Below are 15,105 nucleotides of genomic sequence, written 5' to 3'. Positions count from 1 at the left end.
GAAAATGAAAAAAAATGTTGCTGCGCTGATGTATACCGCTCTGATGATGGGTGCAAATGCTGCCACCGCCGATGTGAGCGAAATCGCCGCAATGCGCAGCGGTGACATGGGCAAACTGAACTTCCATTCCGAGGCGAAACAAGCCTCCAACAATGAATACGTGAAAGACGATGGCACGACAGGCACGCTCGCGGATCACGAAGGCAGAGTTGTGCTGTTGAATTTCTGGGCCACATGGTGTGCTCCATGCCGTAAAGAAATGCCGATGCTCTCAGAGCTGCAAAGCGAACTTGGCAGCGATCAATTCGAAGTCCTTACGCTTGCCACAGGTCGCAACGCCCCCCCTGCGATGAAGAAATTCTTCAAAGACATCGGCGTTGATAACCTGCCGCTACACCGTGATCCGAAACAGAAAGTTGCACGAGACATGGGCGTACTTGGCCTGCCGATTACGGTCATTCTAAATGAAAAAGGCGTAGAAATTGCACGCCTACGCGGGGATGCAGATTGGTCTTCGGACAATGCTAAAGATATCCTGGAAGCGGTCATCGCAAAAAGCTTTCCAGCACAGTAACTTCTTTGGTCTCAAAATACTGCAGAGTTTGTGGCACCGCCTCAACCCACCAGCTTTAGCGGGCTAAACCTGCGCGCCCCAAAAGGCGCGCATCAATTGACGGCCATGTTTGTCGAGCGCATAGATCGTACCTACTTTGATCGGTTATACGGTCCCGTCAGCGACCTCGATTTCGCCAGATCCCACGATGCAATCGTATACTTCCAAGTGGTTACTGTATTGCAAATACGACTCGGTGCCTGCGTTCACGACCGTATGGCACACCGTGGATCCCATCTCATCAGCTCTCGTCAATAGTCGATGGCTTGCCCTATTTCCATAGTCCACGAAAGGCTCCGTCTACGCGACATCATCCAGGCTTCTTACGAACATAACAGTGTCCTATTCAAACTCATTTCAGAATCGGAAATATCTTAACTTGGGCAAGAATTTGACGCATTCTAAGTCACGGGAAGAGCTGTGGTCTTGAACACCGTTCGCAAGGCAAAAGAGCTTTGCATCTGTGCGACCCCCGGCAGTCTTGCGAGATATTGGCGGTGAATGCGCGCGAAATCTTCTGTGTCCTCCGCCACAACCTTAAGCAGGTAGTCGGCAGATCCTGCCATCAAATGACATTCCAGCACGTCAGGAATGCGCGCGACCGATTTCTCAAACGCGTCAAGCACATCATCCGCCTGCCCGCGCAGCGTTATTTCAACAAAAACCGTAGACGGCACTCCGACCTTGCGCGCATCCAGCAACGCAACATAATCGCGAATATAGCCCTCTGTTTCCAAACGCTGCACGCGCCTATGGCACGCAGAGGGCGAAAGATTAACCGCGTCTGATAGAGCCGAATTCGACATACGCCCGCTCTTTTGCAAAGCACTCAGAATACGTTTATCGGTTGCATCAAGGCTCACTGCGCAAATTTCCTTTCGTCAAAGCGACCAAAATTCGAATAATCTTGTGATTTAGGGCGCTACCATAGCCAATATTTCATTACACTTGCAGCCAACTTCTTGCCAATTTCAAGACAAATCGCAAACGGAGGATATGCGAGATGAAAATTGGGTGCCCATCAGAAATAAAACCACAGGAATTTCGCGTTGGCATGACGCCAAATGCCGCGCGCGAAGCGATAACGCATGGTCATAGCGTGCTGATCCAGACTGGCGCAGGCGTCGGCGCGGGTTTCGCGGATGCGGATTATCTCGCGGCAGGCGCAGAGATCGCAGGTAACGCCGCCGACGTTTTCGCCAAAGCGGACATGATCGTCAAAGTGAAAGAACCCCAAGCCGGTGAGCGCAAAATGCTACGCGAAGGCCAGCTTTTGTTCACCTACCTCCACCTTGCACCGGATCCAGAACAAACCAAGGATCTTTTGGCCTCCGGCTGTACGGCCATCGCCTATGAAACCGTCACGGATCGTAATGGTGGCCTACCTTTGCTTGCGCCGATGTCGGAAGTTGCGGGCCGTTTGGCACCCCAAGTTGGCGCATGGACATTGCAAAAGGCAAACGGTGGTCGCGGTGTCTTGATGGGCGGCGTTCCCGGTGTTGGGCCTGCTCGGGTCGCTGTCATTGGTGGCGGCGTTGTGGGCACACATGCCGCACGGATTGCGGCTGGCATGGGTGCGGATGTGACTGTACTTGACCGCTCCTTGCCGCGCATGCGCTATCTTGATGATGTCTATCGCGGCACGTTCAAGACCAGTTATGCAAGTGCGGGCAACACCGCAGAACTGGTTGCAGAGGCCGATATGGTCATCGGCGCGGTCCTAATCCCCGGTGCAGCCGCTCCGAAACTTGTGACACGCGATCAACTCAGCACGATGAAGTCTGGCGCTGCGATCGTGGATGTCGCGATTGACCAGGGCGGATGTTTCGAGACCTCAAAGGCCACAACCCACGAAGATCCGATCTATGATGTGGATGGCATCATGCATTACTGCGTTGCGAACATGCCCGGCGCAGTCCCACGTACATCAACGATTGCGCTTGGCAATGCAACGATGCCCTTCCTTCTTGCATTGGCAGATAAGGGCTGGAAGCAAGCCTGCGCAGATGATCCACATCTTCTAGAAGGCCTCAACGTGCACGCAGGTCAGTTGACCTATTTCGCTGTAGGCAAGGCGCTTGGCATGGATGTGACCTCGCCACAACTCGCCATCAAATAACGAAAAAAGGCGGCCCACATTCGGGCCGCCCCTCATAATCTAAAACCAAATGGGTTACTTCTTCACGCTTTCAGGATGTCTGCAAGCAGCTCTTCCTGAATTGGGCCTGCTGGCTCTGGCGCTGGCTCTTCTGCTTTCTTTGTTTTGTTCACTGCTTTTACAAGCATGAACACAACGGATGCGATGATGAAGAAGTTGATGATCGCCATGATGAAACGACCCCACGCGAAGACAGCAGCGCCTGCTTCTTCTGCGGCTGCAATGGATGCGAACTCACCCTCACCCAGCAATGGGTACTGGCTGGCAAAGTCGATGCCAACCATGAAGAGGCTGATGATCGGGTTGATCAAATCGCCAACGAGAGATGTTACGATAGCCGTGAACGCCGCGCCGATGATTATACCAACAGCCATGTCCATGACGTTGCCCTTGGCGATGAAATCTTTGAATTCTTTAATTATAATAGTCCCTTTATTTTCCGTTACCCTGTTCCTGCGCTTGGTTATATTATATTTACGCAGGTCAAATATGCTGATTTCGCACAGATTTTTCACTGTTTTAATGGGAAAACGCACTTTAGTTCGTCACATCAGATAAGGAGACATGATATGAGCACCCTCACCGACTTCGCCATCACCGAACGATGGCCCGCGGCAGATCCTTCCAAAATTCAGCTCTACTCATTTCCAACGCCCAATGGCGTAAAAGCATCGATAGCACTTGAGGAAATGGGCCTACCCTATGAGGCGCATTTGGTGACATTGTCTGATGTGGATGTGAAAAGCGAAGAGTTCTTGTCACTGAACCCAAATAATAAGATCCCTGCAATCATCGATCCTAATGGGCCAGACGGCATACCCATTGGTTTGTTTGAGAGCGGTGCCATTCTGCTCTATCTCGCAGAAAAAATAGGCAAGTTCATCGGATCAAACGCTACGGACAAAGCCAAGATCACACAGTGGTTGATGTTCCAGATGGGCGGGCTAGGGCCAATGTTTGGCCAGTTGGGCTTTTTCTACAAGTTTGCAGGCTCTCAGATCGAGGATCCACGCCCGCGTGATCGCTATGTCGGAGAGGCCAAACGCCTATTGGCCGTTGTCGACAAACAACTCGAGGGTCAGGACTGGATCGCTGGAGAATACTCCATTGCAGATATCGCGATTGCCCCTTGGTTGCGCGCACTTGATTTTTACGGAGCGCGTGAGGTGCTTGAGTGGGACAGCTACAAAAATGCCAATGCTTATCTTGAGCGGTTTTTGGAACGGCCCGCTGTTCAAAAAGGCCTTGCCACACCACCACGACCTTAAGCAGGCAGCGTGCCGTTCAAAACATAGCGAAGAATCTCAGCAACTTGCTGGGGTTCTTTGCAGACAGCCAAGGCCGCTGCATCGACTTCTTTCAGCGCATGCTGGTGCTCATCCTGATGCAAAATGATCAGAGATTTGCCAAGCGCAGCCGCATAGCCTGCGTCAAAGGCTGCGTTCCACTGCTTATATTTCTCGCCAAAGCGCACAACGACGACATCTGAGTCACTAATGCCTTTGCGCGTACGGATCGCGTTAATTTGTGCACCTTTAGTGTCGTGCCAAAACTTGTTGGGTTCTTCCCCAAGGATCGCAACGCCGCAATCATCGCTCGCGTCGTGGTCCGTGACAGGGGCAGAGAAAGACACATCAAGACCCTTTGCGCCCTCGATAATTTGCTCGCGCCAATCCGTGTGAATTTCACCCGATAGATAAACCTTAAGCATCTCGTCTTCCTCTTTCTAAAAATATCCCCGCCGGAGGCATTAAATCTCTTAAAAATCGCTACCCGCGCAAAACACCACCTGTGGCTTTACTGACTTTCTCGATGATCTTGACACCAACTGCTTCGATTTCCGCCTCTTTCAAGGTCGCCTCAACAGGTTGCAGTCGCACAGTGACGGCGATGGACTTCTTGCCCTCGCCCAATGATCCACCGATGAATTCATCAAACACACACACATCTTCGATCAACGTCTTGTCCGCACCAGCCGCCGCATTCACCAGCGTTAATGCTTCAACATCAGCATCCACAACAAAGGCAAAGTCACGCTCAACCGCTTGCAAATCGCGCAAAACCAATGGCGCGCGGGTCGATGACTTCTTCTTCGGCAAAGGCACCTCGGAGGGCCAAATCGTAAAGCCCATCGCAGGCCCTTTGACATCCATTGCGGCCAGAACCTTGGGATGGATTTCGCCAAACACACCCATGACTTTCTTTGGTCCAAGGCAAATCTTGCCATGACGCCCTGGATGCCACCATTCTTCTGCACCGCGCAATATCTGCACTTTCGCGGGCGCACCAATCGCCGCCAAGATTGCCTCAGCGTCCGCTTTCGCATCAAACACATCCACAGCGCGCGACGCACCAAGCACATCTTTTGGACCCGTGCGCCCAACAATCAAACAAGAGATCTGGACATGCTGCTCACCCGGTTCACCGCCGTGAAACGCAGTACCCACTTCGAACAATGCCTGATCCATCAAGCCACGTGCCTGATTGCGCGCGGCCGCTTGCAAGAGGCCCGGCAAAAGCTGCGGGCGCATGTGGCTCATCTCGGAACTGATCGGATTGGCCAGCATCGTCGCATCAGAGCCACCACCGAACAGAGCGGCAGAGGGTTGATCGATAAAGCTATACGTCACGCATTCATTATACCCAAGCGCCGCCGCCGTGCGACGTGCAGAGCGTTCACGCAATTGCGCAGGCGACAAGATCGCTCGGGTCACGCCATCGTGCGGGCGCGGCAAAGGTTTGCCCACAAGTCCTGTCAGCGATTCAATGCGCGCAACTTCCTCGACCAGATCCGCTTCACCTTGCACGTCAGGACGCCAGCTTGGAACTGCCGCCATATCGCCATCCATGATGAAACCGAGTGACGTGAGGATTTCACGCTGACGATCTGCCGCAATCTCCATACCCACGAGCGACGAACAACGATCCGTATCCAGCCTATAGCTGCGCGACACATCTGGCGCATCGCCCGCTTGGATTAGCTGCGACGCTTCACCGCCCGCATGATCGACGATCATCCGCACCGCATGTTCCAAACCAACAGGTGTGAACGCCGGATCTACACCGCGCTCAAAGCGGTATCGCGCGTCGGAATTGATCTTCAAAGCCCGACCCGTGTAGGCAATCTGGATCGGGTCCCAATAAGCGCTCTCAACGAAGACGTTAACAGTCTCGTCTGTGCAGCCGCTCTCAAGCCCCCCCATGACACCCGCGATGCTTTCTACACCGTTGTCATCAGAAATCGCCATCTGACCCGCTTGCAGCGTGTACTCTTTGTCGTCCAAAGCCACAATTGTTTCGCCACCCTTTGCCCGATGCACACGCAGGTTGCCTTTGACCTTATCCATGTCGAAGACGTGCAACGGACGGTTTTGATCGTATGTGAAATAGTTGGTCACATCGACGAGGAAACTGATCGGACGCAGCCCAATCGCGCGCAAAGCGTCTTGCATCCACGCAGGGGATGGACCGTTTTTCACATCTTGGATCACGCGACCGCAGAACACAGGGCAGCCATCCAATGTATCCTCTTCGATGACGACTGACAGGTCGGAAGAGACCGTCGCAGGCACAACTTCAACATCGCAAGACTTCATCACACCAAGCCCACGCGCCGCCAAGTCGCGCGCGATGCCGCGCACGCCCAAAGCATCAGGGCGGTTCGGCGTAATCGCGATTTCGATCATCGGATCGACTTTGCTCGGATCATTTTCCGCCAGCCAATCAACAAAGGTCTGACCGACCTCACCAGAAGGCAGTTCGATAATGCCGTCATGCTCTTCAGACAGTTCCAACTCACGCTCGGACGCCATCATACCATGGCTTTCAACACCGCGAATATTGCCAACGGACAAGGTCACATCAATGCCCGGCACATAATCGCCCGGCTTGCACAGAACCACGGTGATCCCTTCGCGTGCGTTAGGTGCACCGCACACGATCTGCTGCAAACCCTCGTTGGTCTCCACTTGGCACACGCGCAAACGATCCGCATCGGGGTGTTGCGCGGCAGATTGCACCTTGGCCAGCGTAAAGCTCTTGAGCTTATCCACAGGGTTGCTCACCTCTTCCACTTCCAGACCCAGATCGGTCAAAGCGTAGAGAATTTCATCCAAAGTCGCCTCGGTCTCGAGGTGCTTTTTCAGCCAGGACAGTGTGAATTTCATCGCGTCGTTTCCTGTTTACCTAAGGCCCAGCGCTTCACGCGCCAAAGCCTGCCAATCCATATCAATGCCCTCGGGCACTTGCACCCAATCCTTGAACGGCCTGCCCTTGCCCGATGGGTCAAACGGCACGGCCTCAGGATGGGACGCATAAATTTCTTGAACGCGCGTCGCGCTCAGTTTGAAGACCATGCTGTCTTGAAAAAATGACAACACGGGCTTTCCCCCACCAAGTTTCGCGCAGGGCTTTCCGAACATCTGCGTGATCTCAAGGCTTGGTGCCTCCACGCGCATCTCTTCGATGAAGTCGCTGAAGGCTTGGGGGATTGCAGCCATTACAACCCCGTAGCCAAGTTAGGCTGCTGCAAACTTGCAAACCCATAGTGGCGCAACCAACGCAGGTCTGAATCAAAGAACGCGCGCAGATCGGGGATGCCGTACTTCAGCATCGCCATGCGGTCGATCCCCATGCCGAAGGCAAAACCCTGCCATTCAGCCGGATCAATGCCGCCCGCTTGCAAGACCTTGGGGTGCACCATGCCTGAGCCGAGAACTTCGAGCCAATCATCGCCCTCGCCCACTTTGACAGAGCCGTTTTCCCAGCGGCACTGGATATCCACCTCGGCGGAGGGTTCCGTGAACGGGAAGTGCGAGGCGCGGAAGCGGGTTTTGACTTCTGTGCCGAAGAACACGGAGAAGAACTCCTCCAACGTCCACTTCAGGTTCGCCATAGAAATGTCCTTGTCGATGGCGAGACCCTCGACCTGATTGAACATCGGCGTGTGCGTTTGATCATAATCGGCGCGGTACACGCGACCGGGGCAAATGATTCGGCACGGCGCGCCATTGGCTTCCATATGACGGATTTGCACAGGAGAGGTGTGCGTGCGCAAGACGTGTGGTGGGCGGTTATCACCCTCTGCGCGATGCGTGTAGAACGTGTCCATCTCTGCGCGCGCAGGGTGATGGCCGGGAATGTTTAGCGCATCGAAGTTATACCAATCAGACTCGATCTGCGGGCCTTCGGCCACGGCGAAGCCTAGATCGGCAAGGATCGCAATGACCTCTTCCGTGACTTGGCTGATCGGATGGATGGACCCTGCCGGACGCTCTCGCGCGGGCAACGTCACATCAAGCCATTCGCCGCGAAGACGCTCATCCAAAGCAGCATCCGCAAGCGCCGTTTTCTTTGCGGCCAGCGCTGAGTTAATCTCGTCCTTCAACGCATTCAGCTTGGGGCCTGCAACCTGACGCTCTTCAGCGCTCATCTTGCCGAGCGAGCGCATTTGCAAGCTGATCTCGCCCTTCTTGCCAACCGCCTGCACGCGCAGCTCTTCCAACGTGTTTTCGTCGGACGCATCCGCGATCAAACCTACGTATTTATCTCTTAGATCATCCATCACGGACCTCGCACACTTCGTTGCTTTGTGAGTTACCCGCTTGCCTGCGCGCGTGCAAGTTGCCGCAGCCCCTTTAATAAAATCGCAAGGTTTCTGCTCAATTTCGCCACTTTTGCGCCACGCGGGCCTCCCGAATTCTTCGGCACTTAGCACTACGGCCCGCTGCTGGGTCAGTCATCAAAATGAATTACAAATTCTAAGGAGCCGGCTGGTGAAAACGATTCTAGCCCTCACCGCTGCATACTTAACATTCGGCGCAGTCACAGCAGAGTCGCAACAAACGCTTTACAATCCTAACCCCACCTATCTGCAGGCTCGACAGTGGTACATCGCGCCAAACGGCTGTTCTTACTCGCATACACAAGCACCCGGAGAAGGTGTGGTTTCAAAGTTCATCTCAAACCCGCATCATATTGGCGGGCAACATTCGCATAACGGATATGCCAGAATGATGCGTGGTTAAGGCCCTAAACTGCCTTTAACAATTGGGTCATACGGCCTTGTTGAACTGGCCACACAAAACCGCTTTTTCCATGCGCAGCCGCGATGGCCCGTGGAAAAATGGTTTGGATTTCAACCTGCATACCGGTGAGCGCTCGCAGGCTGCTTTCACCTGGAAAGAAGCTTTCACTGACGAAGTTCGAACACGTCACAAGTTAGTGGCGATCAAACATGAGGTGAACATAAGTCACTTTGGCCCTAGGAGCGCGCGTCACGCTTGTGCCATTTAAGAGCACCACGGCAGACACCAAAATCTCGCTCTGACCAAAGAGCAATTCGCTTTGCCAGCCTTGCACAAGAACGCGGTGCTGTGGCGAAAAAAGTTTGTTTTTCTGCGCACAAAGGATGCCTTTTTGGAATTTCACACGCGCAAACTTGCCCTTTGCTGCGACATAGGTTTCGCCGATTCAACGCACAGGGCAAGGGCCATTGTCGATTGTATTAACCAAATCACCTGCGCTAAGAAATTCAATCGACACAACGCCGTTTGGCGTGTCGATCAACGTTCTTTTTGCAAAGCAAGCGATGCCTGAATCGCCCGGAGCAACCGCTTCATACACAAGCCTATCCGGGTTAGGTTGATTCAATTGCAGCGTCATGGTCTTAGAGTTTAGCCCAACGATGACGGGCAAGTTTTCCGAGGTCGCACCCACCGCAATTCCATTGTTCGCCGTGATGTTTTGCGTGCCTTCACCGATGTCATAGAAATCCACCACGGTGCTCGTGTCGGTATTCACAAGCGCGTAGGCTTCATAGTTGTTGTAGCCACTACCATCAGGATCCGTCAGCCGAGTGCTAAAGAAATCTACTAAAATTACGTAAATCAGCTCGCTACTGTCCGGATCGATGGATGTCTGAACACCCGGATCACACAAAGGGATTTCAACGCCGACGGTGCCGTTGGCTTGGTAGAAATAGACCTTAAAATCCGCAGGATTTTCGTCGAGGCGCAACGCGACTTCAAGAAACTCCGCAACCCCAGAGGACGCAGCATAGGCATTGGAGTAGTGCAGCTCACTAATGCGTGCCGTGGCGCTCTGATTCTTTTCAATGTTTACAGTTGGTAAACAAAATAGGGATCAAGTCATCGAATGGGATGGGGAAAGTGGCTTGATTTGGCTCATCCTCGCCAAAACCGCATACATAAATTGTCTCCATTTCAGAAACGCAAAAGCCGCCCCTTAGCGGAGCGGCTTTCTAAATTTCAGCAATGAGCGCCGTAATTAAGCAGCCAAAGCTGCTTTCGCTTGATCTACAATCGCTGTGAATGCTTCTGGCTCGTTTACTGCGAGATCGGAGAGAACCTTACGGTCGACTTCGATACCTGCAAGCATCAGACCATTAATAAAGCGGCTGTATGTCAGTGCTTCGTCGTGGCTGCGAACTGCGGCGTTGATACGCTGGATCCACAATGCACGGAAGCTACGCTTCCGGTTCTTGCGGTCGCGTGTCGCGTACTGGTTCGCCTTATCGACAGCCTGTGCTGCGACTTTGAATGTATTTTTACGACGTCCGTAGTAGCCTTTAGCTGCTTTGACGACTTTACGGTGACGGGCGTGGGTTACTGTACCACCTTTAACGCGTGACATCTCTCAAATCTCCTTAACGTGCGTAGGGCATCATCGACTTAATGATTTTCTCATCAGGAGCCGAAAGCGTGGTCGTGCCACGTGCGTTGCGAAGGAATTTGTTAGAGCGCTTAATCATACCGTGTTGTTTGCCAGCTTGCGCTGCCACAACACGGCCGCTCGCCGTTGTTTTGAACCGCTTTTTGCAGCTCGATTTTGTCTTCATCTTAGGCATTTCCGTCTCCTTTAAGGCCGGTAGAAACGCGCGCACTCGGCATGCCAAATAGGCCGGACGCGCGGATTAGAGAAGGCCGTTTAGGACAGGGCGAAAGATTCCGCAAGCGTTAAGTTTACCCCAACAGCGCGCGCGTCACTTTCATGAACACATCCGGGATCTGTTCCAGCGTGTAGCCACCCTGTTTTGTGGTCAGCGCCCACGCAATCAATCCGCCACCAAGTAATACCATCAAGGAGGCTGCGCGCAGTGCTCGACTGTCAGAAAAAGCCGAAACAATCGCGGGGATAGAAAACCCCGCAATGACGATACCAAGAACCAGTGCCAGGTCAGGATTCATGAAAAGCGCCTCTCAACAGTGAGTGTTGCGCAGCAGTCTACTCTGGATCAGAGGCGTAAATTAAACGCTCGTCGCACGGGGCAACCCTGAGGATGTTGGTGGTGCCAGGAACATTGAAAGGCACACCCGCAGTCACGACGATCTGGTCGGTTTTACTTGCCAAACCGGCGGACCGCGCTGCGCGCGCAGCCGAAACAACGGCGCTTTTAAAGCGATTGAACTCATCCGTCATCACACAAAGCGTTCCCCACGTCAGCGCAAGACGACGCGCTGTTCGACGTTGTGAGGTCATTGCGATGATTGGAACACGCGGACGTTCGCGCGCTGTCAACAGCGCTGTTGTACCACTTTGGGTAAAGCAGCAGATAGCCTTAATCTCAGTCGTTTCCGCAATTTCGCGCGCCGCTGCAACGATACCATCCGCAACCGATGTCCGGCTCGCGGTGCGTGAGGATTCGATCACCTCTGTGTAGGTCGGATCGCTCTCAACCTCTTGCGCGACGTTGTTCATTGTTTGAACCGCATCAATTGGGTAGTCGCCCGCAGCACTTTCCGCGCTGAGCATGATCGCATCCGCACCTTCATAGATCGCAGTCGCAACGTCAGAGACTTCCGCACGCGTTGGCATTGGGCTTTCAATCATGCTTTCCAGCATTTGCGTGGCAACAATCACAGGTTTCGCAGCCGCACGGCATTTGCGCACAAGACGTTTCTGGATGGGTGGGACGCATTGCACAGGCAGCTCAACGCCCAAGTCGCCACGCGCAACCATGATGCCATCAGAGGCATCAAGAATTTCCTCAAAACTTGTGACAGCAGATGGCTTTTCGATCTTGGACAAAACAGAAGCACGACCTTTCACAAGGTCGCGCGCATCCCAAACGTCCTTCGCACGCTGCACAAAGGACAAAGCAAGCCAATCGACACCAAGCTCACACACGAATTCCAAATCTGCGAGGTCTTTTTCAGACAAAGCTGCCAAAGGCAAAACAACATCAGGGACGTTCACGCCCTTACGGTTAGAAATCGTGCCGCCGATAACAACTTCGCAATTCGCGAAGTCAGCGCCGCATTCTTTGACCTTCAAACGGATCTTGCCGTCATTCACCAGCAAAGAAGAACCTTCTTCAAGCGCTGCGAAAATTTCTGGGTGCGGCAGCGTCACACGCTTGAGATCACCTGGAGTGTCGTCAAGATCAAGACGGAAGTCAGCACCGATATCCAGCTGTTCAGAACCGTTCTTAAACTCACCTACCCGCAATTTCGGGCCCTGAAGGTCTGCAAGGATTGCAATCGGGCTACCGAGGTCTTCCTCAACTTTGCGAATGGCCGTGTGCAGCTCTGCAATTTTCTCGTGGCTGCCGTGGCTCATATTTAGGCGAAAGACATCTGCGCCTGCTTCGTGCAACTTACGGATCATTTCGTAATTGTCAGAAGCTGGCCCCAGCGTTGCTACGATTTTTACACTGCGTTCGCGTTTCATGTCTTTTCCTCATTCCGGTTCGGCGTCTTTAATCGTCATTTTAGATTAAATACTGTTACCGCTAACATATTGCGGAGCTTATTGCGCATTTCACATTGTTCGGCAACTGCCCTATTGGCTAGGGAGCGATAAATAAAGAGGCAGTTTTGTGACTTATCAGCCCTTCTTTGAATTTGGGACAACACGCAAGAGCAGATGGACCGTCACCAGCGATCATGCGGCCAATACCGTGCCCACCTTCGTCAATGGCGGCGATCTTGGCATCAGCGCCGCGGATATGAACCGTCATATCGCCTATGACATCGGTGCGGCGGGGGTCGCGCAAGAGTTGGGCGCGTTGCTAGACGGACCTGTTATCTGCTCAAACTTTTCGCGCCTCGTCATTGACCCCAATCGCGGCAGTGATGACCCAACATTGTTAATGAAGCTTTACGATGGAACGATTATTCCCGCGAACCGTCATGCCGGCCCTGATGAATTAGAACAGCGTATGGTGGCCTGTTATCGCCCTTATCGCAGCGCACTTGATACGCTCATGAAACGTCGCGACAATCCTGTTTTGCTCTCTATCCATTCTTTCACCCCCCAGCTCAAAGGTCGGCCTTGGCGACCCTGGGAGATTGGCGTTCTTTATGCTGAAGATGATCGCCTCGCGCGCGCTCTGATCGATGTTTTGCACACAGAGACAGACCTCACAATCGGCGACAATAAACCCTACCACGGCCACCTGCTAGGGGATGCGGTCGATACACATGCGCTTAAGCACGGACATTTGAACGTGCTAATCGAGTTGCGCAATGATCTGATCGAAACCGAAGCGGATCAAAAAGCTTGGGCAAGCCGACTCACGCCCTTGCTTGAAAAGGCTCTCTCGCATGTGGGTTTGTAAGACAGAATGAGCGCGCGCACCAATTTCATTGCGGGGATTGGCCTGCGCCTTTTGGCGACATTCTTAATGACCGCAATGTCTGCCGCCGTGCGCGCTGTGGCCGAAACGGTGCCCCTTGGCCAGCTCATCTTCTGGCGCTCCTTTTTGGCGTTGATCCCAATCTGCCTTTACATGGTGTGGCGGCACGAATTCCCCAGTGCGTTGCGCACGAAACACCCCCGCTTGCACACTACTCGTAGCCTGCTTGGCATCTTCGCAATGGCGATGTTCTTCACAGCGCTTGCCTACCTGCCCTTAGCAAACGCGCAAGCGCTTGGGTATCTAGCGCCAATTCTCGTGCTCCCACTCGCAGCCATGGTGCTGAACGAGCAACTGACACCACGCATTTTCACAGCTGTTTTTCTAGGCTTTGCTGGTGTGATCTTTCTACTGTGGGACGCATTCAACCTCCCGTCCGAGGGCGCTCTGATTGGGGTTGCGGCGGGTTTAGTGTTTGCATTCATCATGGCCTTCGTGCGGGTGCACACAAAAACGATGACGCAGACAGAAAGCAGCGCAGCAATAGCATTTTATCTCGCGCTTGTCGGCTCAGTGGTTGGGTTTGGTACAATCTTCTTTGGCTGGATAACGCTCAGCACATCTATGTTCGCATGGCTCGCGCTGGCCGGATTTCTAGGTGGGATCGGCCATATTGTCGCTAATGAAGCCACCGCGCGCGCGCCGGTCAGCACCCTTGCGCCTTTTGATTTCGCAGGTTTGATTTGGGCGCTTGGGTTCGATCTGATCTTGTTTTCGATTGTGCCAGGGCTGATGGGATTGATCGGGGTATTCGCCATTACTTTTGCAGCCCTGATGGTCACATTCACCAAACCCAAGGCTACGAAAAATCCTACAACTGGCGTTTAACGCTTGAACCGTGCGCGACCAAAACACATGTTACTCCAAAGCCGCATAGACAGGAGCCATCCCGATGGACGCACAAACCCAGCTCGAACTTGAAGCCGCCGCCTTTCGCCGTTTGCGCGACCATCTGGCAGACCGCACGGATGTGCAAAACATTGACATGATGAACTTAAGTGGCTTTTGCCGCAATTGTCTGTCGCGTTGGTATCAAGAAGCCGCGAACGAACGCGGTATTGAAATGAGCAAAGACGAAGGGCGCGAAGCGTTCTACGGAATGCCGTTCAATGAGTGGCGTGCGAAGCATCAAAGGGATGCAACAGATGCACAAAAGGCCGCGTTTGAGGTGTCCCACAAAGACGCGATCTAGAGTGCGTATGCTCTACGAGAGGCCTTTCGCAGAACAAAGTTTTATTAAACGTCGCCACCCTCTACACGCTTAGAGAACTCCGTTTCACCACCCGCAGCAAGCAGCTTGGCTTGCTCGATCCATGCGTCTCGGCTCACGCAACCTTTGAAGCCTTCGAGATTAGCGTTAACCCATGCCTCTTCATCCGGCGTCCAAGCGGCGATCTGATCGAAGTGATAAAAGCCAAGCGCGTTACACATCTTTTCCATCTTCGGCCCGATACCTTTGATCTGCTTGAAATCATCCGCCACGCCACCGCGCGCACCGTCAAGCGTTGCGGGTTTCGAGCCTTCATTTTCGCCCTCAAGGATACCATCACCATCATAATCTAGTGCACCTTCAGACGCGACGCCTGCTTCATGTGCTGCGCTGACAGAGGCATTCGCATCTGCGCTCAAGACCGCAATGCGTGCGTTTTTCTCCGCATGTTTCGCTTTGCACGCCCT

18 protein-coding genes and 2 pseudogenes are annotated in these 15,105 nt (G+C 53.4%); 7 read left to right on the top strand and 13 right to left on the bottom strand.

Going from position 1 to position 15,105, the window contains the following annotated elements:
- Positions 1 to 4 precede the first annotated feature (4 nt).
- Positions 5 to 574: a TlpA disulfide reductase family protein gene (locus tag QZ280_RS05420; RefSeq protein WP_293441556.1), complete on the top strand. Its 570-nt coding sequence runs from the start codon at positions 5 to 7 to the stop codon at positions 572 to 574.
- Positions 575 to 718: 144 nt separating this feature from the next.
- On the opposite strand, the gene QZ280_RS05415 is transcribed toward QZ280_RS05420, so the two are convergent.
- Both QZ280_RS05415 and QZ280_RS05410 read right to left on the bottom strand, forming a co-directional pair.
- On the bottom strand, positions 719 to 901 hold the full coding sequence (locus QZ280_RS05415) for an ectoine synthase (protein ID WP_293441555.1): 183 nt from the start codon (positions 899 to 901) through the stop codon (positions 719 to 721).
- Positions 902 to 1,014: 113 nt separating this feature from the next.
- Positions 1,015 to 1,476 carry an Lrp/AsnC family transcriptional regulator gene (locus tag QZ280_RS05410; RefSeq protein ID WP_009830363.1) on the bottom strand — a complete coding sequence of 154 codons (462 nt, stop codon included), beginning with the start codon at positions 1,474 to 1,476 and terminating at the stop codon, positions 1,015 to 1,017.
- 140 nt (positions 1,477 to 1,616) lie between these two features.
- On the opposite strand from QZ280_RS05410, the gene ald reads away from it, so the two are divergent.
- Positions 1,617 to 2,732, top strand: a complete 1,116-nt coding sequence (ald, locus tag QZ280_RS05405) for an alanine dehydrogenase (RefSeq protein ID WP_293441554.1) — start codon at positions 1,617 to 1,619, stop codon at positions 2,730 to 2,732.
- A gap of 62 nt (positions 2,733 to 2,794) precedes the next feature.
- On the opposite strand, the gene mscL is transcribed toward ald, so the two are convergent.
- A complete protein-coding gene (mscL, locus tag QZ280_RS05400) occupies positions 2,795 to 3,193 on the bottom strand; it encodes a large conductance mechanosensitive channel protein MscL (RefSeq protein WP_293441692.1) in 399 nt (132 codons plus the stop codon).
- Between the two features lie 147 nt (positions 3,194 to 3,340).
- Here mscL and QZ280_RS05395 point away from each other — a divergent pair, with 147 nt between their 5' ends.
- A complete protein-coding gene (locus QZ280_RS05395; RefSeq protein WP_293441553.1) occupies positions 3,341 to 4,039 on the top strand; it encodes a glutathione S-transferase N-terminal domain-containing protein in 699 nt (232 codons plus the stop codon).
- Here the strand turns inward: QZ280_RS05395 and QZ280_RS05390 are convergent.
- The 4 genes from QZ280_RS05390 to pheS are packed head-to-tail and all read right to left on the bottom strand — an operon-like array spanning position 4,036 to position 8,334.
- A complete protein-coding gene (locus QZ280_RS05390) occupies positions 4,036 to 4,482 on the bottom strand; it encodes a YtoQ family protein (protein ID WP_293441552.1) in 447 nt (148 codons plus the stop codon). The two genes, QZ280_RS05395 and QZ280_RS05390, sit on opposite strands and share 4 nt — an antisense overlap.
- A gap of 58 nt (positions 4,483 to 4,540) precedes the next feature.
- Positions 4,541 to 6,937: a phenylalanine--tRNA ligase subunit beta gene (gene pheT / locus QZ280_RS05385; RefSeq protein WP_293441551.1), complete on the bottom strand. Its 2,397-nt coding sequence runs from the start codon at positions 6,935 to 6,937 to the stop codon at positions 4,541 to 4,543.
- A gap of 15 nt (positions 6,938 to 6,952) precedes the next feature.
- Positions 6,953 to 7,270: a hypothetical protein gene (locus QZ280_RS05380; RefSeq protein ID WP_293441550.1), complete on the bottom strand. Its 318-nt coding sequence runs from the start codon at positions 7,268 to 7,270 to the stop codon at positions 6,953 to 6,955.
- A complete protein-coding gene (gene pheS / locus QZ280_RS05375) occupies positions 7,270 to 8,334 on the bottom strand; it encodes a phenylalanine--tRNA ligase subunit alpha (RefSeq protein ID WP_293441549.1) in 1,065 nt (354 codons plus the stop codon). Before pheS ends, QZ280_RS05380 begins: the two co-directional genes overlap by 1 nt.
- Positions 8,335 to 8,545: 211 nt before the next feature.
- Between pheS and QZ280_RS05370 the strand changes: the two genes are divergently transcribed.
- On the top strand, positions 8,546 to 8,797 hold the full coding sequence (locus tag QZ280_RS05370; protein WP_293441548.1) for a hypothetical protein: 252 nt from the start codon (positions 8,546 to 8,548) through the stop codon (positions 8,795 to 8,797).
- 193 nt (positions 8,798 to 8,990) lie between these two features.
- On the opposite strand, the pseudogene QZ280_RS05365 reads toward QZ280_RS05370, so the two are convergent.
- The 5 genes and pseudogenes from QZ280_RS05365 to pyk form a co-directional block, all read right to left on the bottom strand.
- A pseudogene (locus QZ280_RS05365) lies at positions 8,991 to 9,548 on the bottom strand (Hint domain-containing protein).
- Between the two features lie 510 nt (positions 9,549 to 10,058).
- Positions 10,059 to 10,424 carry a 50S ribosomal protein L20 gene (gene rplT, locus QZ280_RS05360; RefSeq protein WP_293441547.1) on the bottom strand — a complete coding sequence of 122 codons (366 nt, stop codon included), beginning with the start codon at positions 10,422 to 10,424 and terminating at the stop codon, positions 10,059 to 10,061.
- A gap of 13 nt (positions 10,425 to 10,437) precedes the next feature.
- Positions 10,438 to 10,638, bottom strand: coding sequence for a 50S ribosomal protein L35 (rpmI, locus tag QZ280_RS05355; RefSeq protein ID WP_293441546.1), 201 nt, complete (start codon positions 10,636 to 10,638; stop codon positions 10,438 to 10,440).
- A 115-nt stretch (positions 10,639 to 10,753) separates the two neighbouring features.
- Entirely contained in the window at positions 10,754 to 10,978 is a 225-nt protein-coding gene (locus tag QZ280_RS05350; RefSeq protein ID WP_293441545.1) for a hypothetical protein, read from the bottom strand.
- Between the two features lie 37 nt (positions 10,979 to 11,015).
- Positions 11,016 to 12,461, bottom strand: a complete 1,446-nt coding sequence (gene pyk, locus QZ280_RS05345; protein ID WP_293441544.1) for a pyruvate kinase — start codon at positions 12,459 to 12,461, stop codon at positions 11,016 to 11,018.
- A gap of 148 nt (positions 12,462 to 12,609) precedes the next feature.
- On the opposite strand from pyk, the gene QZ280_RS05340 reads away from it, so the two are divergent.
- The 3 genes from QZ280_RS05340 to QZ280_RS05330 all read left to right on the top strand — a co-directional run bounded on the left by QZ280_RS05340 (position 12,610) and on the right by QZ280_RS05330 (position 14,620).
- Entirely contained in the window at positions 12,610 to 13,350 is a 741-nt protein-coding gene (locus QZ280_RS05340; RefSeq protein WP_293441543.1) for an N-formylglutamate amidohydrolase, read from the top strand.
- Between the two features lie 6 nt (positions 13,351 to 13,356).
- Positions 13,357 to 14,256: a DMT family transporter gene (locus QZ280_RS05335; RefSeq protein WP_293441542.1), complete on the top strand. Its 900-nt coding sequence runs from the start codon at positions 13,357 to 13,359 to the stop codon at positions 14,254 to 14,256.
- A gap of 64 nt (positions 14,257 to 14,320) precedes the next feature.
- Positions 14,321 to 14,620, top strand: a complete 300-nt coding sequence (locus tag QZ280_RS05330; protein ID WP_293441541.1) for a DUF1244 domain-containing protein — start codon at positions 14,321 to 14,323, stop codon at positions 14,618 to 14,620.
- 44 nt (positions 14,621 to 14,664) lie between these two features.
- On the opposite strand, the pseudogene QZ280_RS05325 reads toward QZ280_RS05330, so the two are convergent.
- Positions 14,665 to 14,946, bottom strand: a pseudogene (locus QZ280_RS05325) (hypothetical protein); the annotation flags it as partial.
- Positions 14,947 to 15,105 lie beyond the last annotated feature (159 nt).

Source organism: Planktotalea sp. (genome assembly GCF_018607995.1).
GTDB lineage: Bacteria > Pseudomonadota > Alphaproteobacteria > Rhodobacterales > Rhodobacteraceae > Planktotalea.
This window is presented reverse-complemented; position numbering and strand designations above follow the sequence as displayed.